The sequence below is a fragment of the Brevundimonas mediterranea genome (assembly GCF_014196125.1).
In the GTDB taxonomy this organism is placed as follows: Bacteria; Pseudomonadota; Alphaproteobacteria; order Caulobacterales; family Caulobacteraceae; genus Brevundimonas; species Brevundimonas mediterranea.
In genome coordinates this window covers 1,103,814-1,123,248 of the sequence record NZ_JACIDA010000001.1, presented here as the reverse complement: position 1 = coordinate 1,123,248, position 19,435 = coordinate 1,103,814, and the positions used below count along the sequence as shown (strand labels likewise).

The window sequence follows — 19,435 nt, the reverse complement described above, 5'->3', positions numbered from 1 at the left end:
TTCGAACCGCCCGCATGATCCTACGCCGTTCCCCCTTCATCGCCCTGGCGGCGCTGGTCCTGACCGCCTGCGCCCGCGCGCCCGTCACCCCGCCGCCCGCCCGGCTGGACGCCTTCGCCACGGCCTCGGCGGCGACGCCGCAGTTCAGCGCCCAGCGTCTGTCGGACCACATCAAATACCTGGCCTCCGACGAGTTGGAGGGGCGTTTCCCTGGCCTGATCGGCGAGCAACTGACTCTGGCCTATCTGCAGCGTCAGTATGAGGCCATGGGGCTGGAGCCGGGCGGACGGGACGGATCCTGGCTGCAACCGGTCGATCTGGTGCGGTTCACGCCGGAGCGTGCGCCGACGGCCGCCTGGACTGGCGCCGACGGCGTCCGTCATGCCCTGGTTTCGGGAGCGGACATCACCCTGCGCGCGGGGCCGGCCAATCCGATGTTCAAGATCGACGGTGCGCCTCTGGTCTTCGCCGGCTACGGAATCGTGGCTCCGGAGCGGGGATGGGACGACTATGGCGACGCCGACCTGACGGGCAAGGTGGTGGTGATCCTGCGCGCCCAGCCCGACGCCCTGGGCGTCGATCCTAACTTCTACGGCTCGGGCACGCATAAGACCCAGGAGGCGCTGAAGCGCGGCGCGGTCGGCGTGATCAGTCTTCAGGACAACGATGGCCGTTGGCGCCGCGCCGTCGGCGGCGCGACCCGGCCGCAGATGACGGTCAAGGGCGCAAAGGATGCGCGATTCACCGGATCCATCAGTCCGGCGACGGGGACCGCCATCGGTGGAGACGTTCTGACGGTGGCCCTGGCGCGCGCCAAGACCGGCGGCCTGGGCGGAGTTGTGGATTTGGGCGTGCGACTGGACGTCGATATCGCAGAGACGGCCGAGGTCATCCATTCGAACAATCTGTTGGCCAGGATTTCCGGGACAGTGCGGCCCGACGAATATGTCGTCTATTCCGCCCATTGGGATCACGTCGGCAAGGCCAAGGAGCCGAACGCCGAGGGCGACGACATCTTCAACGGCGCCTGGGACAACGCCTCGGGCACGGCGGGCCTGATCGAGATGGCGCGCGCCTTCAAGGCCGGGCCGGCGCCGGAACGGACGGTGGTCTTCCTGCACGTCACGGCCGAGGAACAGGGACTGCTGGGCTCGGAAGCCTATGCCGCCGATCCGATCTATCCGCTGGCGATGACCGCAGCGGACATCAATATCGACATGCTGCCTTTCACCCCCGCAACGCGCGACGTGGCGGCGTTCGGCGTCGGCAAGTCGGAGCTGGAAGACATCCTGGGCCGGTTCGCCGCTGTGCAGGGTCGCACGGTGACCGGTGACGGCTATCCGCAGGAAGGCTTCTACTACCGCTCCGACCATTTCAACTTCGCCGCGGGCGGGGTGCCGGCCCTGATGCCGTGGAGCGGTCGTGACTTCGTAGAGGGCGGGCTGGAGGCGGGCACGCCGTACTACGAGGTCCAGATGGCGCGCTATTATCACAAGCTGAGCGACGAATGGCGGGCCGACTACGACTTCACCGCCGCCGTCCAGAACCTGGATCTTCTGTACCGGCTGGGGCTGACGGTGGCCGACAGCGAGACCTGGCCGGCCTGGAAGCCGAGCGCCGAGTTCAACGCCATCCGCGACGCCAGCGCCGATCAGCGGCGGTAGAGACCAAACGGCGGCCCGGAGGGGAGTCCGGGCCGCCGTCGATCATCCGCTGGCTTGTGACAGTCAGCGTGCGGATGTCGCCTGGGTGATCAGGACGCGGGCCTGGGCGACGGCGTCCGCTTCGGTAGTTTCGCCGTCGGCCAGGGACTGGGCCAAGTCCATCAAAGGCGCGCCGGTGACGGAGCCGGTCTGGGCCTCCTGCTGCAGATGGACGCCGTTTCCGGCGGCGATAGCGTCGTCCCAGGCCTGGCGTACGGCGGCCCAGAAGCCCTGGGTCCTGGCCCAATAGGCGTCGCCGGCCGCAGGGGAATAGCCGGTCGATCGGTCATAGGTGTTGATCACATCCTCCTGGACCACGGCGACCGGCTGGCCGCCCGCTTTGCCCGACATTTTCACATTGTCCTGGATATGGACCCAGCCGTTCGGCGTCAGGATGTGGCGATTGGTCCCCAGATAGCGGTCATAGACGGGGTTCCGCACTGCATCGCGACGCGCCAGCGGCCGCCAGGTCGGGTTGGACGTCCAGGCCGACAGGCCGTTGTCATAGGTCCAGCGGCCGACGCCGCCGTATCGGGGTGAATCGTCTGTCTGCCACACCGTCTGGGACCAGGCGCCGTCGCGTTGATCGGCCGGAACCTGCGTCACGACCCACTGGTTCGGCCCGGCGTAGGTCAGCACCGTCTGGGGCTGATAGACCCAGTCCTGACGCCAGTGTTTGATGACGATGACCTGGCCCTCATGCTCCATGACCAGGATGTGTTGCAGGCTGATCTTGTCGCCTTGATCATAGACGACGCGGACGATCTCGCTGCCGCCCGACAGCTTCTCTTCCAGCGGGTCGTAATCGGCCTGGAAGCTGACGTTCTCTCGCATGTCGAAATGGACGCGGTACTGGCCGGCCTGGGCCAGGATCGACTGGCGATCCCGTTCGAAGGCGCTGGCGGGAGTGGAAGCCGCAGTCGGGGCGACGGCCCCGGTTTCCAGCGCCTGGGCGGCGGGCGCCGCGGCGGTCAGCAGGGCGGCGGCGATCAGGATGGCGCGCATGGGGCGGGGGCTCTTGCTGTCGGAGGGGTGCATGGTCGCTTACAGGCGCAGGGTCAGGGACAGGCCGAAGTTGCGGCCCGGCTGGGTGTAGGCGTCCTTGACGGTTGAGGCGGCGGACAGGCCGCGCACGTCGCTCCACCAGCCGTATTTCTCGTCGAGGACGTTGAAAGCGCCGGCCCGCAGTGTGGCGCGCTCGGTGACGTTCCAATAGGCGGTGACGTCGAGGAGGGTGAAGCTGTCGCCGGTGTAGCAGGCCGACCCGCACGACAGTTCATAGGTAGCGGCGTCCTTCCTGTCCGACCAGGTCACGACGGCCGAACCGCCCCAAACGCCTGAAGGCGCTGCATAGTTCAGCCCGCTGACCAGCTTGATCGGATCGATGCTGCTGAGCTGGGTCTTGTCACCGTCCGTTTCCTGTTCGCCATCCGCGAAGGCGGCGGAGACGATCAGGCTGAGGCCATTGCTCCAGGCGATGTCGCCCCGGGCTTCCAGTCCCCAGATGTCGACATTGGTCAGGTTGACGTACCGATAGATCAGCGGATCCACGCCCGGCACGCCCGTGCCCGACACCACCACCTGTTCGATGAAGTTGTCATAGTGGGTGCTGAAGGCCGTGGTCTGGAGCCGCAACTCGCCCCCGAAGGCCGCGATGTCGCGGAACCGCAGGCCGCCTTCGATACTGTCGCTGGTCTCCGGCTCCAGGTCCGGGTTGGGGATCGAGGTGTAGCCGAAGACCGGATTTTCGAAATAGTTGTTCACCTGCATCGGCGACGGGGCGCGGAAGCCCTCGGCGTAGTTGGCGAACAGGCCAAAGTGGCGGTCGGCCCACCAGACGACGCCCAGCTTGGGCGAGATATGGTCTTCCGACTGGCCCGTGGCGGACGCCGGGAACAGGGCGTCGACTTCCGGCGACAGGTCGTACCAGTCGTAACGCACGGCCGGGATGATGCTGAGCGCGCCCCCCAGCAGTTCGATCTCGTCCTGAATGAACAAGCCCGCCAACTGATAGTCGGTCTTGGGGAAGGCGCGGGTCGGGAAGGTCTCGCCAACGGGCGGAGTGACGCCGTCGCGAACCCCTTCCTGTGTGGTCATGGACCAGTCGCCGCCGACCGTGACGCGGTGTTCCATCGCTCCGCCCGCGCCGAAGACGCGCGCCCCCTGGGCGGCCAAGCCGTAGACGGTGTTGTCGAAGGTGGTGTCGCGGACCCGGTCCACGGCCGGGGTGCGGTCTTCGTAGGTATATTGGCGCGTGGTCGCATCCTGCCAGTAGGCGCTGACCGAACCGCTCTCGAAGCCGGCGAAGTCCTGGAAACGCCACTCGCCCTTGAGACTGTCGCGCTGGGCTTCGTCATGGGCGGTGACGGCCAGAACCGTCGCCGATCGGGCGGTCAGGGCGTCGCCGTCCATTTCCGAGTCGAGGTGATCATAGGTCAGGCGCAGCGAATGGCCGGGCGCCACGTCCCAGACCAGCTTGCCCAAGATGGCGTTGGAGACGAAGTCCTGCGGATTGGGTTGGGTCCGGGCCGAACCGACCCCGCCGACCTCGCCCTGGTTCTCCGTCTCCTGGTGATCGCGGCGGGTGTAGGCGAGCAGGCCCGAAACCGAGCCCGTGCGGCCGGCGAAGGCCAGGCTCTCGGTCCAGCCTTCGTCCGCCGAACTATAGGCCGCCCGCGCCCGTGCGCCGAAATCCCGGCTGCCCTTCAGAAAATCGGACGGGTCCTTGGTGGTGAAGGCGACGGCGCCTGCGACGCCGTCCGAACCATACAGGGCCGATGCGGGGCCGCGCAGGATCTCAACCGATTTGACCATGTCCAAGTCGTTATAGTCGCCGCGACCGACTGCCTGGGCGCCGAAGCTGAAGCCGCTGGGCAGGCGCACCCCATCGTTGATGATCAGCACGCGGTCGCCGCCCATGCCGCGAATGGTGAAGCCCGAATTGCTGTCGCGACCGCCGCCTGATAGCGCCAGGTTGAAGCGGGCGGGGGAGGTCGGCACGCTGACGCCCGGTTCGAACCGGATCAGGTCCTTGATGTCAGTGGCCAGCATGGCCTCGATCTGGTCGGCGTTGATGACGCTGACCGTGGCGGGCGTGCGCGAGGCCAGGCGTTCGGACCGCGTGCCGATCACGATGATCGGATCGACCTCGGTCGCCGGCGCGTCGGCCGCTTCGGCGCACGCGGGCTGGGCGATCAGGACCGAACCGAAGGCGGCTGCGGCGGTGGAGAGGAGGAGTAGGTTGCGCATAATGGCCCCGCTTGATGATAGGCAGGGTGTTACTGCGAACGATTATCAGAATCAACCGCAATGAAGGCGCGGGTTTGAACCTTAGCCTTGGCCGTGGTGTTGTAGGCGGATGAAATATGCGTTGTTCCCGGTGGTTGCGGCCATCGCCCTGCTGACCGCCTGTGGCGACAACAGGGTCAATCCTCCGGACGAGCCGGCGCGTCCGCTGAGGACGCCCGAGGCGATGCAACAGGTGGAGCCGCCGGGCCCGTCCTCTCTGGCCGGCCGCGGCCCGCGCAGCTTTGTGGGAATCTGGGCGGCCAACCCCGTCTGGTGCGCCCATCCGCAGGGCGAGCGGGCGCCCATCACCCTGACTCCGATGCGGTTCGAAGCCCCTGGCGTCGCCTGCGACATCGCTCGGATTGACGAGACCGGTGCGGGCTATGTGGCCACCTTGGCCTGCGCCGCTCAGGGGCAGGCCAGGAGCGAGCGGGTTCATATGGCCGCCACGGGCGACGTGATGAACCTGACCTACGTCGACCGGGACATGAAAACGGTGAAACTGGCGCGCTGCCCCGGCTCGCCGCGCGCGCCGGATCCCGCCAATCCGTTGGAAAGCATGATGAAGAAGAGGCCGGAGGCCTCTGCTTCGAAGCCTAGTTGAACAGGAAGTTCATTACGTCGCCGTCCTTGACGACATAGGTCTTGCCTTCGGCGCGCAGCTTGCCCGCCTCGCGCGCCTTGGCCTCGCCGCGCAGGGCGACGAAGTCGTCGAAGGCGATGGTTTCGGCGCGGATGAAGCCCTTTTCGAAGTCGGTGTGGATGACGCCGGCCGCCTGGGGCGCGGTGTCGCCGACGTTGATGGTCCAGGCGCGAGCTTCCTTGGGGCCGACCGTGAAATAGGTCTGCAGACCTAGCAGCTTATAGGCTTCGCGGATCAGGCGGTTCAGGCCGGGTTCTTCCAGACCCAGGGTCTCGAGGAACTCTTTCTGCTCCTCGTCGTCGAGCACGGCGATCTCGGACTCGATCTGGGCCGAGATGACGACCGAGTTGGCGTTGTCCGTGGCGGCGCGGGCGGCGACCTTGTCCGACAGCTCATTGCCCTTGTCGGCCGAACCTTCCTCGACGTTGGAGACATAGAGGGCGGGCAGGGCGGTCAGCAGTTGCAGCATGTGCCAGGCCTTGGCGTCCTCCTTGGACACTTCGGCGGTGCGCGCGGGCTTGCCGGCGTTCAACTGGGCCAGGGCCAGATCGACCAGTTTCAGCGTCAGGCCGGAGTCCTTGTCGCCGCCCTTGGCGCGCTTCTCCAGCTGGGGCCGGCGGCGCTCCAGACTTTCCATGTCGGCCAGCATCAGCTCGGTCTCGATGATCTCCAGATCGGCGATTGGATCGATGCGGTTTTCGACGTGGGTTATGTCGTCGTCGACGAAGCAGCGGGCGACGAAGGCCACGGCGTCGCAGTCGCGGATATTGGCCAGGAACTGGTTGCCCAGGCCCTCGCCCTTGGAGGCGCCGCGCACCAGGCCGGCGACATCGACGAAGGTGATGCGGGCGGGGATGATTTCCTTGGAGCCGGCGATCTCGGCCAGGGCGTTCAGACGCGCCTCGGGCACGGCCACGTCGCCGGTGTTCGGCTCGATGGTGCAGAACGGATAGTTGGCCGCCTGGGCCGCCGCCGTCTTGGTCAGGGCGTTGAACAGGGTGGACTTGCCGACATTGGGCAGGCCGACGATCGCGACTTTAAGGGCCATGGTATTCCTCGTGAGGCGCGAGCCTTTAGCGGGTTCCGACCCGTTTGTCAGGCTCGCGCTTCAAAAGGCGTCAGTGAGCGCTGTGGTCCATGCCCGCCATGGCCGGCTGACGCACCGCCGCCTGCACCGTCACGGACGGCGCCGAGGCGAATTCAAAGGTCAGGGGCACGGTCTCGCCGGCCACCAGGGGCGCGGTCAGGCCGATCAGCATCAGGTGATTGCCGCCGGGCGCCAGGCTGACCGCCTGACCGGCCGGCAACGGCAGGCCCTCGGTCAGCTGGGCCATCTTCATCATGCCGTTCTCGGTCTTCATTTCATGGACCTGCAACTCGCCGGCTCGGGGGCTGGAGCCGCCGGTCAGCCGGTCGTCGTTCGTCGCGGTCAGGGTGACATAGCAGCCGCCGGCCTTGGCGCCGTTCGGCGACGGGCGGCACCAGGCGTCGGCGGCAGTCACGACAGCAGCCGTGGCGGTGGGGGCGGGCGTCGTCGCCTCCGGCGCGGTCTTGGCTTGTTCCGGCGGATTGCAGGCCGCCAGGGCGAGGACCAGAATCGGGGCGGCGAAGGCGAGGGACAGAGGGGTCTTCATGGCGTCGGTTCTTTCAGGAAACGGCGGGACGGCGCCGGATCATCGGCCGCACGGCTCGATCGAGCAACACGGCGACGACCAGGCTCAGGCCCGTCAGGGGATAGAGGACGGCGAGAGGCAGGACGATGCCCAGGACAGCGGCGCGGACGCGCGGTCCGGGCGGGGCGGGCGGGGCGCCCAGTCGCAGGCGCGACAGGTTGGGCGGGCGGCGTTTCCACCACATGACCAATCCGCTGATCGCCAGCAGCCAGACGCCGATACAGCCCAGCAGCATGATGATCCGGTTCACCTGCCCGTACTGGGTGCCCTGGTGGGCATAGATCCCCCATTCGATGGTTTTGGCGCCGACGCCGAACCGGTCGTAGCCGAGGTCGGCCAGCAGGCGCCCCGAGGCGGCGTCGATGTACAGGGACCGGTTGTCCTGAACCCGGCGGGCCTGGGTCGTGATCGTATAGGCCGTGCCGCCGGCGGCGGGGATGTTGACGGCGTAGGGTCGGGCCAGACCGGCATCGTCGGCGGCCTTCAGCACCCGGTCCAGGGCGCCGTGGCCCGCGTGGTCGTGGGTCATGACCATTCCGTTCATGGCCCAACCGGCGCCGATGGGCTGGTCATGGTGTTCGGCGCGCTGCCAAGCCCCCGCGACAGGCGCCGGCGGGCGGCCAAGACCGCTGGACTTGACCGCGTCCATGACCGTGTCGCCCCAGAAGGCCGACCAGGGCATGCCGGTGACCGCCAGGAACAGAACGACCCCGCCGACATAGACGCCTGTCAAGGCGTGCAGGTCGCGCCAGAAGGGGCGTCGTCGTGTGTCGTTCGTCTGGGGCGAGAAGGTCGCCACCGCCCGTCCGCGCGGCCACCACAGATAGAGGCCGGTGGCGAACAGTATGATGGTCCAGCCCGCCACGATCTCGACCAGGATGTTGAATGGTCGACCCAGCAGGGTCAGGCTGTGGGTCTTCTTGACCAGTTCCATGAAGCCGCCGGCGGGAATGACGCCGGTGGCGCGGCCCGTGTGCGGATCGACGAAGACCGTCTTTTGCACGCCGTCGGGCCGATCCACGCGCAGGCGGACGGCCTGGTCCGCCCGGGCGGGCAGGACCAGATTGGCGACCCGACCGCCGCCGGCGGCCTGGGCCGCTGACGCCACCCAGGTTTCCGGCGCCGGCTGAGCCTCAACCGCCGGCACGCGGATCATGTCGCGATAGAGGGCGCCGTCGATCTCGTCCTTGAACAGATACAGGCCGCCGGTCAGGGCCATCAGCATCAGAACCGGCATGACGAAGACGCCGGCGTAGAAATGCCAGCGCCAGACGGCGCGGTAGGCGCCGGACAGTTCGTCCGGCGCCTGGGTTGCGGCCTTGCCGGCCATCAATAGCTTATCCTCACGCCGACATAGGCCGAGCGGCCCTCGCCGGGGAAGAAGACGGCGGTCGAGACGCCGGGACGCTGGGCGTCCGTTACGGCGCTGAAGTTCGAGACATAGGCCTCGTCGAACAGGTTGCGGACGTCGGCGAAGACGGTCAGGCGCCGGCGCACCGTCCAGCCCATGTTCAGGTTCGCCACCGTATAGGCGGGCGACTTCAGGGTGTTGGCGTAGTCGACCCAGGAATCGGCCATCGACCATTCCACGCTGGGCGCCACGAACCAGCCGGCCGGGTGATCATACCGCAGCTCGGCCCGGTACAGGTGCGGCGGCACGACCGGCAGGTCATTCTCGCCGTAAACCTTGTCTCCGTCGAAGAAGAAGTCCGAGAAGGCGTAGGTTTGGCGTAGCCGCCATTGCGGCGCGATCCGCCAATCCAGCCCCGCTTCGATCCCCTGGTGAACCGTGGGCCCGGCGTTGAAGGTGGAGGCGGGAATGCCCAGCGCGTTGTCGATCACGAAGTTCAGCAGTTCGTGGTCCAGGTCGGCGCGATAGGCGGTGACGTCCCAGGTCACCGGGCCGCGGCGACCGCGCGTGCCGACTTCCCAGGTGACGGCCTCCTGCGGAACCAGGGGCTGATAGCCGTCGGCCGTCGGCGACAGGGCCGAGAAGTTGGGCGGTTCGACCGAGCGGGTGACATTGGCGAAGACCTGATCGCCTTCCTCGCTTTCCCACAACAGGCCGGCGCGGGGGGCGAACCAGTCAAACGTCTTATCGACGGTCAGGTCGATCGTGCCGGCGACGCCGGGGACCACATAGCTCTGATAGTCCCGCTCGGCGCGGCCCCAGGTGCCCCCGGCGACCAGGGCCAGGCGGTCGGTTACGAACAGCCGCCCCTCGCCGAAGACGTCCAGCCCCTTGCCGTTCTGGAAGCTGCGGGCGCGCAGACCGTTCTGTTGTCCGTCGAGGTTCGCCCACTGTTTGGCGTCCAGATCGCCCTGGCGGTACCAGGCGCCGTAGAAGGCGTCTGCGCGCATGCCGGCGACCTGACCCTGCCAGTCGAACCGGCCGAAGGCGCCATAGTTGCGGCTTTGTTGGTCGATGACCTGGAAGATGGGGTGGTCCAGATCCTTCCAGGTTCCATAGACGGCGCCCTCGAACACGGTGGATTGGTCCAGCCGCCAGTGCGTCTGCACCGTCGTGCGGATCGACTGCATATTGCGCTGATAATTCAGGCTGACATTGCCCAGGTTGGCCTTTTCCGGCTGGGTCAGGGCGTCCGACAGGCTGACGCTGCCGGGGATCTCCTGATGGATGTCGCCGCCGGAGAGCAGCAGGCGCACCTCGCGGTCCTGGCCGAAGCTGCGGCCGATGTTGGCGGACAGGTGCAGGGACTTACCGTCGCTCTGCTGGCGCCAGCCGTCCACGGTCTGGCCGGTGACGGCGGCGAAGCCGTCCCAGTCGCCGCGCACGCCTGCGACCTCGGCATGGGCGCGCGCCGTGCCATAGGAGCCGCCGTCCAGACGCAGGCTCAGGTTCGACGCCGCCGTACGGCCGGTCGGCGTCACCAGATTGATCGCCCCGCCCAGCAACGCCCCGCCGAAGCGCAGGGCGTTGCCGCCCTTGTAGACCTCGGTATAGCGGGCGATCAGCGGGTCGATCAGCTGGAAGTCGCCGAAGCCGTCGGCCTCGTTGAAGGGGACGCCGTCCTGGGCCAGCAGGGTGCCGCGGTTGTGGACGGAGTTGCCGATGCCCGAGCCTCTGATCGACAGGCGGATGTCGCCGCCCCACTTCTTCTGGGCATAGACGCCGGGGGCGTCGCGCAGAACGTCGGCGAGGTTCGGCGCATAGCGGTCGGCGTAGGATTCGGCTGATACGACGGCGACCGCGCCGGGCGTGCGCGACAGACGCTCCCGCGCCTCGGCGACGACGGCGGGATCGTCGGCGTTGCGGCGGGCGGTGACTATGACGGTGTCGAGGACGACGGGCTCGGAGGCCTGTTGCGCAAGGGCGGGGCTCGCCCCGGCGCCACTGGCCAGCGTGGCGAGCAGCAGGGCGCAGGGCGCCACGGTGGTCTTGAGAGACATGATGATCCTGAAGTCAGAATAAAACGGGCGCGCGGGCGAAGGGCCGGCGCGGGCTTTGGGTCTGGTTCAGGCGTGGGGTGGTGCGGTGGACGGCGGACGCGGCGGCGCGCGCGCCGGGGGCGGCGGGCTGACGCGGGCGGGCGAATAGACGACCGTCTCGACCGTGCGGATGACCGGCGCGGGTTCGGGCGCGGGCGGGCAGGGCAGGGCGGCCGCCAGAGGCACCACACAGGCCGCGCACTTGGCCCCCATGTGCTTGTTGACCGGGCCGTCCATGCCGCCGGACTGGATGGTCTGGGGGCCCTCTGCGGAACAGATGATCAGAGGCTGTCCGGGTTGCACCGCCGCCAGCGCCGCAAAGGGCAGCAGGGTCCCGAGCACGAGGGCGAACAGCGCCGCCAGGAAGGCGAGCGATTTCGATGTCGACCAATGATCGGCGTCGGAACGGTTCACGCCTCGCCTCTACGGCGTTTCCGCCGGGCCGTACAGGCTACAGTTCGCCGCGCGCCGCCTGGCGGGGGCTGAACTTGGGCGCAGGAGCCAGGCGCATGACCTCGCCTTGGTAGCGTTCGTCGTCGCCGGCGGCGGCGAAGGGCAGGGCGTCGGCGCAGGCCTGGAGCAGGGCGTCCAGCCAGGGCTGTTCGGCCTTGTGGAAGTCGCCCAGGACATGGGGCATGACCATCTCCTTCTCGCCGGGATGGCCGATCCCCATGCGCGCGCGACGGAAGTCGGCGCCCAGATGGCTGATCAGCGAACGGACGCCGTTCTGGCCCGCCGCGCCGCCGCCGGTCTTCATGCGGAACCGGCCGGGGGCCAGGTCGATCTCGTCGTGGAAGACGATGATCTCGGACGGCTTGATCTTGTAGAAGCGTGCGGCCTCGCCCACGGCCCGCCCGCTCTCGTTCATATAGGTCTGGGGCTTCATCAGCAGGACCTTGACCAGTCCGTCCGCCGTATCGACCAGGCCCTCGCTGACGATCGACTGAAACTTGGCCCGCTCGGGCCCGAAGCGCCAGCGCCGCGCGATCTCATCGGCGGCCATGAAGCCGATGTTGTGGCGGTTCTTCTCGTATTTGGCGCCCGGATTGCCGAGCCCGGCGATGATGATCATGGCGTCCTCATGCCGCGTGCGTCGCCCAAAGAAAAGCCCCGCCGCGGCGAACCGGGCGGGGCCTGATCTTGTCGATGCGACGAAGGCTTAACCTTCGGTCTTCTCGATCGGAGCGGCTTCGGCGTCGGCGGCTTCATCGGCGGCGGCCGACATGGCGGCGGACGAGACCTTGATGGTGGCGATCACGAAATCGCGGTCGGTGATGGTCGGCTCGACGCCCTTGGGCAGTTCGATGTCCGAGAAGCGGATGGTGTCGCCCATCTGCGACTTGATCAGATCGACGACCAGTTCTTCCGGAATGCTGTCGGCCTTGACCATGATTTCGACCGCGTGGCGGACGACTTCCAGCGAGCCGCCCTGACGGACGAACGGCGCGTCATCGGCGTTCTTGAAGTAAACCGGAACCTCGATCTTGATCGGGGCGTGTTGATCGACGCGCATCAGGTCGAAGTGCATCGGACGGTCCGACACCGGGTCGAACTGGATGTCCTTGGCGATGACCGGCTGGGTCTCTTCGCCGTACTTCAGCGTGACCAGGTGGCCCAGCAGCTTGCCGGTGTAGAGCGACTTGCGGAAGTCCTTCTCGTTCACCGCCACGGCGACGGGGGCCTTGTCGCCGCCGTACAGGACGCCCGGCACGAAACCGGCGCGACGGGCGGCGCGTGCGCTGCCGGTGCCGACGCCATCGCGGACGTCCACGTTCAGAATGATCTCGGCCATCTGGCTCGCCTCAACAACAACGGAAACACCGCGCCAACCCTGGGCCCGCGCGGCGGGGGTCATGAACCCTCGAATTCAAGAGCGCGGGCTATTACACGCATCATGACGGATGTGCAACCGCCCTGACGGTAAATGGAACGGCAGGACGGTCTTGGCGGCGCTTTCGATCAGGCCGCCTTTGCGGCGTCTTTGAGCAGAGCGTCCGGATCGGCGACGATTGCAAGCAGTTCTGTCGTGTTGAAAGGCTTGGCCAGATGGTGATCGGCCCCGGCGGCCCGTCCGGCGGCGACGTGTTCGGGCATGGCGTTGGCCGTCAGCATGACGATGGGAGTCCGGCGGCCGCCTGCAGTCGCTTCGTGCAGGCGAATCTCCTGAGTCGCCGTCAGCCCGTCCATGATCGGCATCTGCATGTCCATCAGCACCAGATCGAAGTCGCCGGCGCGGAACGCCTCCAGCGCCTCCGCCCCGTTCTCGGCCATGGAGATCACCGAGGAGATTTGACTCAGTATCAGTTCCAGGACGCGACGGTTTGTCGGGTGGTCGTCGGCCACCAGCACCCGGACGGGACGCCGATCGCCATCTATGGCGGGTGAAGCCTTCGCCTCCAACTGGACCGGCGCTTCGCAGGTGATCAGGGGGAGGGTCAGGATGAAGGCGGATCCGCCACCCGGTTCGCTTTCGCAATCCAGGTCGCCGCCCATCATTTCGGCCAACTGACGGCAGATCGACAGGCCCAGTCCGGAGCCGCCGAATTGACGGGTGATGCCGCCGTCGGCCTGTTCGAAACGGCTGAAAAGGCGCTCGCGGGTGGCGGCGTCGAAGCCAATTCCCGTGTCCTCGACCATGAACCGCAGGGTGGGCGCGCCCTCCTTCTCCGGGCCACGCTGGACGGTCAGGCCGACGAAGCCTTCGCTGGTGAACTTGACCGAGTTCGAGATCAGATTGGTCAGGATCTGCTTCAGCCGCACCACGTCGCCGCGGATCCAGAGACCGGCGTCCACGTCGATATCGATGTGGAAGCCCAGATGTTTCTCACGCGCGTTTTCGGCATAGAGTTGCGCGGCTTCGCGCACAGCTCTTTCCAGTTCGAAGGCGTCGTTGGTCAGTTCAAGCTTGCCTGATTCGACCCGCGCCAGATCCAGGATGTCGCTGAGCAAAGTCTGAAGCGTGCGTCCCGAGGCCTGCATCAGGTCCAGCATCTCATGCTGATCCGCCGTGAGGTCGGTCTTTGACAGGGCTTGCGACAGACCGATCACGCCATTCAAAGGCGTGCGAATCTCGTGGCTCATGTTCGCAAGAAACTGGCTCTTGGCGACATTGGCCGCCTCGGCCGCGTCTCGCGCCTCTCTCAGGGCTTGGGCGTCGCGCTTCAGGGTCGTGATGTCGTTACAGACTGTGACCGTACCGCCCTCGGCGGTGCGTCGATCCTGAATTTGCAGCCATCGGTCGCCGGCCACCCGCTGTTCTATCGTCGCTGCACCCTGGCGGCGGATACGGATGCGTTCGGTGATCCATTCGTCCTCGCGGCCAATGGCTTCGTCATATCGGCCTTCATTGATGCCGATCTGAAGGACTTCGCGAAAAGTAATTCCGACCCTGAGGAAGGGCGCAAGTTCCGGATTGACCTCAGCGTAGCGCGCATTCCACAGCACCAGGCGGTCATCGGCGTCGTAGAAGCCCAGTCCGTCTGACATGGCCTCGACCGCTTCGCGGATATGGCCGAGCGCGTTGGCCCGCGCCATATAGGCCATGAAAACCAAGGCGCTGCCGATACCGAGGATGGACAGGGCGATGAGGAACACCAGGGTTCGCATAGCGTCGGGCGAAAGGCCGGACTGCGGACTCAAGGTTGGGTCCGGCGTAACGGTTATGGCGGCCATGCCGACGAAATGCAGGAACAGGATGCACAGAGAGGCGCCGAGGACCGTCGTCGCCAATCGTACCAGTCCTCCACGCCTGTAGAAGAAGGCGGTGGTTCCACCGATCACCATGCCACCGGTGATGGACACGATCACGAGTTCGGGCCGCCAACTGAGATGCACCGGCGCCTGAAGCGCCGCCATCCCCACATAATGCATGGCGGCTAAGCCCGAGACGGCGACGAGGGCGCCCATGACGCGGCGCCAACGGTCGTCGCTGCTCAAGGCCGCGAAAATGGCCACGCCTATCGCGGCCAGGATCACCAGCGTGGAGACCAGGGTCATCGCCACATCGTAGGTCAGGGGGCCGACGCCGACATAGCCTTGCATGGCGATGAAATGGGTGGTCCAGATCGTGATCGAGCCGATCAATCCCGCCGAGATTGCGAGGCGGCGGCGGCGTACTCCATCGGTGATGCGGGCGCGCTCCATGAAGCGGGAGGCTGAACCCATGCCGACGAGGCATACGATGACTGCCAGCAGGCTCACCCGCCAGTCGTGATCACGTACGATGCAATAAAGTATCCGGTCCACGGCGTCCCCTTCAGCGCCATGCTGGACCAAACTCCTAAACAAACGGTGCGGCCACGCTTGGAAAAATCAATGTCTTCTGTCGGCGCGCCGTCACAGAATCCGTGCAAGGATTGGATTCCTTAGGCTGCTCACACGAGTCTGGCGCCGCATATGCCTTATGAATCCTCGCCTTCGCCGGTGGCGCCGATCTCGACCTCCCGTTTCTGGACGGTGGGCATCAGCATCGCAATCGCCCTGGTTGTGATGGTGGGGCTCGCCTTCATCCATCCCGAGATCGCGAATTGGCTGATCGGCGGAGCGGTGGTCGTCGCGGCTTCGGCCTGGATTCTGAACGTGCAGTCGCCTTCGGTCGCGACCTTGCCTGAAACATCGGGCGCCCCGATCGAACGGTCGGCGGATCCAATGACTGCGGAACTGCTGGACCGGGTGTTCGAAGCCCTGGACGACCCTGTGCTGATCATCAGCGGGGGCGAGCCAGACGACATCGCGGGCCGCCGGGTCGTCATGGCCAACAAGGCGGCGCGAGACCTGCTCCGCATCCAGAGTCAGGGCGCCTTGCTGGTTCAGGTGATCCGGGAGCCCGGCGTGCTGGAAGCCGTGGACGAGGCCCTGTTCGGCGGCGTTTCTCGAACCACGGACTACGCCACCGGAGGGCAGCGCGACCGGCGCTGGCGCGCCTGGACGCGCCCCTTGGGCGGCGGAGAAGGAAAGGGGCAGGGCTCTCTCGCCCTGGTCATTCTTCGCGACGAGACCGACGCGCGGCGCACCGAGATGATGCGCGTCGATTTTCTGGCCAACGCCAGCCATGAACTGCGCACGCCGCTGGCGTCCCTGAGCGGCTTCATTGAGACGCTCAAGGGACATGCGCGCGACGATGTCGCGGCCCGTGATCGCTTCCTGGACATCATGTCGGCCCAGGCGGATCGGATGGGGCGGCTGGTCGCGGACCTGTTGTCGCTCAGTCGGATTGAGCTGAACGAGCATATTCCGCCGTCCGGGCGGGTCGATCTGGATCGCGCGGCGTCCGATGTCGTCGACGCCGTCAGCGTGTTGACGCAAGAGAAGCAGATCAATGTCGTGGTCGATCAGGGCGAGGCGAGAGCCTCGATCAGCGGCGACAGGGATGAGATATTGCAGGTGGTGCAGAACCTGCTCGACAACGCCGTCAAATATTCGGCCAAGGGCGGAACGGTGGAAATTTCGGTGCGGTCCGATCTGTCGTTCGACGAGGCCTGGGCTTCACGGATGCCCGGCGCGACACGATTGCCTCTGGTGACGCCCGATCGGGCGGTCGGCGTCCTCTATGCAGCCGTCACGGTTCGCGATCACGGACCGGGCATGGCGCGGGAACATCTGCCGCGGCTGACGGAACGCTTCTATCGGGTCGAGGGCCAGAAGAGCGGCGAACGTCAGGGGACGGGACTGGGTCTGGCCATCGTCAAGCACATCATAAACCGCCATCAGGGCGGGCTGGTGGTGGAGAGCGCGCCCGGGCTCGGGGCCGCGTTCACGGCCTGGTTCCCCATGGTGGTCGAGCGTCGTGACGTCCGGACGACCGCCTGATGGCGCGGGAGGCCGTCGCTGTTACCGAACTGTCATCAACGTGTCTTATTCCGCTGACCATTCGCAGGCAGTAGTCGCGCCGCGTCGAAGCCGGATTCCCGGTCGCCATTCGATTCGCGCCTGCCCGCTTCGGACCCGGAATGATCTGGATTTATTTGCTGATCCTCACCGCGCTCAGCGCCGCCGCCTTTTTGGGCGGACGCGAGCTGGCGCGCCGTCGCGCCGTCGGCGCGCACCCTCATTCGCGTCCGGGCCAGCACGGCGCGTATGCTCTGATCTGGGTCGCTGCGCCCGCTCTGCTGGTTCTGATCCTTCTGAGCGTATTCGCGGCGCCGCTGGAACGCCAGCTGACCGCCGCCGGCACGCCCGATGTGGTGGCCGAGCTTGAGCATTTCCGCCGCGACGCCTTCTTCGCCGACGCCCACCGGGTCGGCCGGGGCGAGCCTGCCCTGCAGATCTGGGAACGGCCGCTGGCCGAACAGCTCCCTGTCGAAGCCCGCCGCATGGTGCGTATCGAACGGACGCTGCAATGGGGCGGCGGGGCCGCCGCCATCCTGGCCGCCATTCTCGGCGGACTGTTCGCCCTGACCCAGATCAAGCCCCAGACCCGCGCCCGCAACCGGGTCGAAGGCTGGATCTACGGCGCCCTGTTCATCTGTTCGGCCATCGCCGTGCTGACGACCCTGGGCATCATCGCCTCGCTGGCCTTCGACTCCTTCCGCTTCTTCCAGAAGGTGCCGATCTTCGACTTCCTGTTCGGCGCCCAATGGAGCCCGCAGATCGCCATCCGGGCCGACCAGGTGGGATCCACCGGCGCCTTCGGGGCCGTGCCCCTGTTCGTCGGCACCATGCTGATCATGTCGATCGCCATGTGTGTGGCGGCGCCGATCGGTCTGCTGTCCGCCATCTATCTTTCGGAATACGCCAGCCGAACCACACGGGCCGTCATCAAGCCTCTGCTCGAGATTCTCGCCGGCGTGCCGACCGTGGTCTACGGCTTTTTCGCCGCCCTGACGGTGGGACCCATCCTGCGGGTCTTCTTCAATGAGATCGGCCTGTTCCTGATGGGCGGACCGCTGGACGGACTGGGTCAGTATCTCGCCCTGGTTCAGAACCAGATGGCCCTGACGGCCGGCGCGGTGATGGGCATCATGCTGATCCCCTTCGTCTCGTCCCTGTCCGACGACATTCTGAACGCGGTGCCGCAGTCGCTGCGCGACGGCTCGTTCGCCATGGGGGCGACCAAGTCCGAGACGGTCAAGCGGGTTCTGTTGCCCGCCGCCCTGCCGGGCATCGCCGGCGCCCTGCTGCTGGCCGTGTCGCGCGCCATCGGCGAGACCATGATCGTCACCATGGCCGCCGGCCTCGCCGCCAACCTGACCTTCAATCCGCTGGATACGGTGACCACCGTCACGGTGCAGATCGTGACCCTGCTGACGGGCGACCAGGAGTTCAACAGCGCCAAGACCCTGTCGGCCTTCGGCCTGGGACTGACCCTGTTCATGGTCACTCTGGTGCTGAACATCATCGCTCACCGGATCGTCCAGACCTATCGGGAACAATATGACTGACGCGACCCCCGATCATATCGACGGCGCGGCCGCAAAAGGGCGGCTGGATCGTCTGCGCGCCGGCCTCAAGCGTCGTCACGCGAAAGAGACGCGGTTCAAGTGGTACGGCCGTCTGGCCATCGCCGCCGCCATGATCTTCCTGGCGATCCTGATGGTGCGCATCGTCGCCCAGGGCCACACCGCCTTCTACACCCACACAGTCACCGTGCCGGTCTATATGGACCCTGCACGTGTGGACCGGGCCTATCCGCAGGGCTCGAACTTCGAGCAACTGGCGGCCGAGCAGCAACTAAAGCGCTGGGGCATACAGGACGATGCGGCGGGCGACGCCTCTCGCCAGATGAAGGCCCTGTTTTCTTCCGAGCTGAAGTTCGTCGCCGCCGACTTGGTCGCCAAGCGGTCGGACGTCATCGGCGAGACCGTGCCCTTGGCCGTGCCTCTGTCGGACGAGGCGGACCTGTATCTGAAGGGCGAAATCTCGAAGGAGACGCCGGAAGACCAGCGCCGTCTGACCGACCAGCAACTCGCCTGGCTGGACCGGATGCAGGCCGAAGGCGTCGTCGGTTCGCACTTCAACACAGCCCTGTTCACCAACGGCGACTCGACCCAGCCGGAACTGGCGGGCGTGCTGGGCGCCGTGGTCGGTTCCGCCCTGATGCTGATGGTCACGGCCCTGATCGCCATTCCGCTGGGCGTCGGCGCCGCCGTCTGGCTGGAAGAGTTCGCCCCGAAGAACAAGCTGACCGACATCATCGAGGTCAATATCAACAACCTCGCCGCCGTGCCGTCGATCGTCTACGGCCTGCTGGGTCTGGCCCTGTTCATCAACTGGATGCATCTGCCGCGCGCCAGCCCGATCGTCGGTGGTCTGGTCCTGGCCCTGATGGCCCTGCCGACCCTGGTGATCGCCACGCGCTCGGCGCTGAAGGCCGTCCCGCCGTCCATTCGCGAAGCCGCCCTGGCCATGGGCGCCTCCAAGACCCAGACGGTGTTCAGCCACGTCCTGCCTCTGGCCATGCCCGGCGTGATGACCGGCGCGATCATCTCCATGGCGCACGCCCTGGGCGAGACCGCACCGCTGCTGCTGATCGGCATGGTCAGCTTCGTTCCCGGCGTGCCGCATGCGATCGACCAGCCGGTCGGCGCCCTGCCTTCGCTGATCTACATCTGGGAGAACGCCTCCGAGCGGGCGTTCCACGAACGCACCGCTGCTGCGATCATCGTTCTTCTGGTCTTCATGATCATCATGAACACGGCGGCCATCATCCTGAGGCGGCGCTTCGAGCGTCGGTGGTAAGA

15 protein-coding genes are annotated in these 19,435 nt (G+C 66.7%); 5 read left to right on the top strand and 10 right to left on the bottom strand.

From position 1 onward, the window contains the following. Window positions 1–14: 14 nt before the first annotated feature. A complete protein-coding gene (locus tag GGR11_RS05655) occupies window positions 15–1,664 on the top strand; it encodes a M28 family peptidase (protein WP_183195765.1) in 1,650 nt (549 codons plus the stop codon). Window positions 1,665–1,727: 63 nt separating this feature from the next. Here GGR11_RS05655 and GGR11_RS05650 read toward each other — a convergent pair whose 3' ends face one another. Both GGR11_RS05650 and GGR11_RS05645 read right to left on the bottom strand, forming a co-directional pair. Further along, window positions 1,728–2,708, bottom strand: coding sequence for a DUF6607 family protein (locus tag GGR11_RS05650; protein ID WP_183195764.1), 981 nt, complete (start codon window positions 2,706–2,708; stop codon window positions 1,728–1,730). A gap of 39 nt (window positions 2,709–2,747) precedes the next feature. Beyond that, window positions 2,748–4,952 (bottom strand): TonB-dependent hemoglobin/transferrin/lactoferrin family receptor, encoded by a 2,205-nt coding sequence (locus GGR11_RS05645; RefSeq protein ID WP_183195763.1) that lies wholly within the window; start codon window positions 4,950–4,952, stop codon window positions 2,748–2,750. A 109-nt stretch (window positions 4,953–5,061) separates the two neighbouring features. On the opposite strand from GGR11_RS05645, the gene GGR11_RS05640 reads away from it, so the two are divergent. Further along, complete coding sequence (locus GGR11_RS05640; protein ID WP_183195762.1) at window positions 5,062–5,595, top strand: hypothetical protein; 534 nt, start codon at window positions 5,062–5,064, stop codon at window positions 5,593–5,595. Here the strand turns inward: GGR11_RS05640 and ychF are convergent. From ychF to GGR11_RS05600, 8 genes are all read right to left on the bottom strand, one after another. Continuing rightward, the gene (ychF, locus tag GGR11_RS05635) at window positions 5,588–6,682 is read right to left on the bottom strand and encodes a redox-regulated ATPase YchF (RefSeq protein ID WP_183195761.1); all 1,095 of its coding nucleotides are present in this window, start codon (window positions 6,680–6,682) and stop codon (window positions 5,588–5,590) included. The genes GGR11_RS05640 and ychF overlap by 8 nt on opposite strands. Window positions 6,683–6,752: 70 nt before the next feature. Further along, window positions 6,753–7,268, bottom strand: coding sequence for a copper chaperone PCu(A)C (locus GGR11_RS05630; protein ID WP_183195760.1), 516 nt, complete (start codon window positions 7,266–7,268; stop codon window positions 6,753–6,755). 13 nt (window positions 7,269–7,281) lie between these two features. Next, a complete protein-coding gene (locus GGR11_RS05625; protein WP_183195759.1) occupies window positions 7,282–8,637 on the bottom strand; it encodes a PepSY-associated TM helix domain-containing protein in 1,356 nt (451 codons plus the stop codon). Beyond that, complete coding sequence (locus GGR11_RS05620; RefSeq protein WP_183195758.1) at window positions 8,637–10,718, bottom strand: TonB-dependent receptor family protein; 2,082 nt, start codon at window positions 10,716–10,718, stop codon at window positions 8,637–8,639. The genes GGR11_RS05625 and GGR11_RS05620 overlap by 1 nt, the downstream gene beginning before the upstream one ends. A gap of 66 nt (window positions 10,719–10,784) precedes the next feature. Next, window positions 10,785–11,171 carry a DUF2946 family protein gene (locus GGR11_RS05615; RefSeq protein ID WP_183195757.1) on the bottom strand — a complete coding sequence of 129 codons (387 nt, stop codon included), beginning with the start codon at window positions 11,169–11,171 and terminating at the stop codon, window positions 10,785–10,787. Window positions 11,172–11,208: 37 nt separating this feature from the next. Further along, complete coding sequence (gene pth / locus GGR11_RS05610; RefSeq protein ID WP_183195756.1) at window positions 11,209–11,829, bottom strand: aminoacyl-tRNA hydrolase; 621 nt, start codon at window positions 11,827–11,829, stop codon at window positions 11,209–11,211. An 87-nt stretch (window positions 11,830–11,916) separates the two neighbouring features. Beyond that, a complete protein-coding gene (locus tag GGR11_RS05605; protein ID WP_183195755.1) occupies window positions 11,917–12,549 on the bottom strand; it encodes a 50S ribosomal protein L25/general stress protein Ctc in 633 nt (210 codons plus the stop codon). Between the two features lie 167 nt (window positions 12,550–12,716). After that, complete coding sequence (locus tag GGR11_RS05600) at window positions 12,717–14,957, bottom strand: ATP-binding protein (protein WP_183195754.1); 2,241 nt, start codon at window positions 14,955–14,957, stop codon at window positions 12,717–12,719. Between the two features lie 195 nt (window positions 14,958–15,152). Here GGR11_RS05600 and GGR11_RS05595 point away from each other — a divergent pair, with 195 nt between their 5' ends. The 3 genes from GGR11_RS05595 (at window position 15,153) to pstA (ending at window position 19,433) form a co-directional block, all read left to right on the top strand. Continuing rightward, window positions 15,153–16,565 (top strand): sensor histidine kinase, encoded by a 1,413-nt coding sequence (locus tag GGR11_RS05595; protein ID WP_183195753.1) that lies wholly within the window; start codon window positions 15,153–15,155, stop codon window positions 16,563–16,565. A 140-nt stretch (window positions 16,566–16,705) separates the two neighbouring features. Beyond that, window positions 16,706–18,136 (top strand): phosphate ABC transporter permease subunit PstC, encoded by a 1,431-nt coding sequence (gene pstC / locus GGR11_RS05590; protein WP_183195752.1) that lies wholly within the window; start codon window positions 16,706–16,708, stop codon window positions 18,134–18,136. Then, complete coding sequence (gene pstA / locus GGR11_RS05585) at window positions 18,129–19,433, top strand: phosphate ABC transporter permease PstA (protein WP_183195751.1); 1,305 nt, start codon at window positions 18,129–18,131, stop codon at window positions 19,431–19,433. The genes pstC and pstA overlap by 8 nt, the downstream gene beginning before the upstream one ends. The last annotated feature ends 2 nt before the right edge of the window (window positions 19,434–19,435 follow it).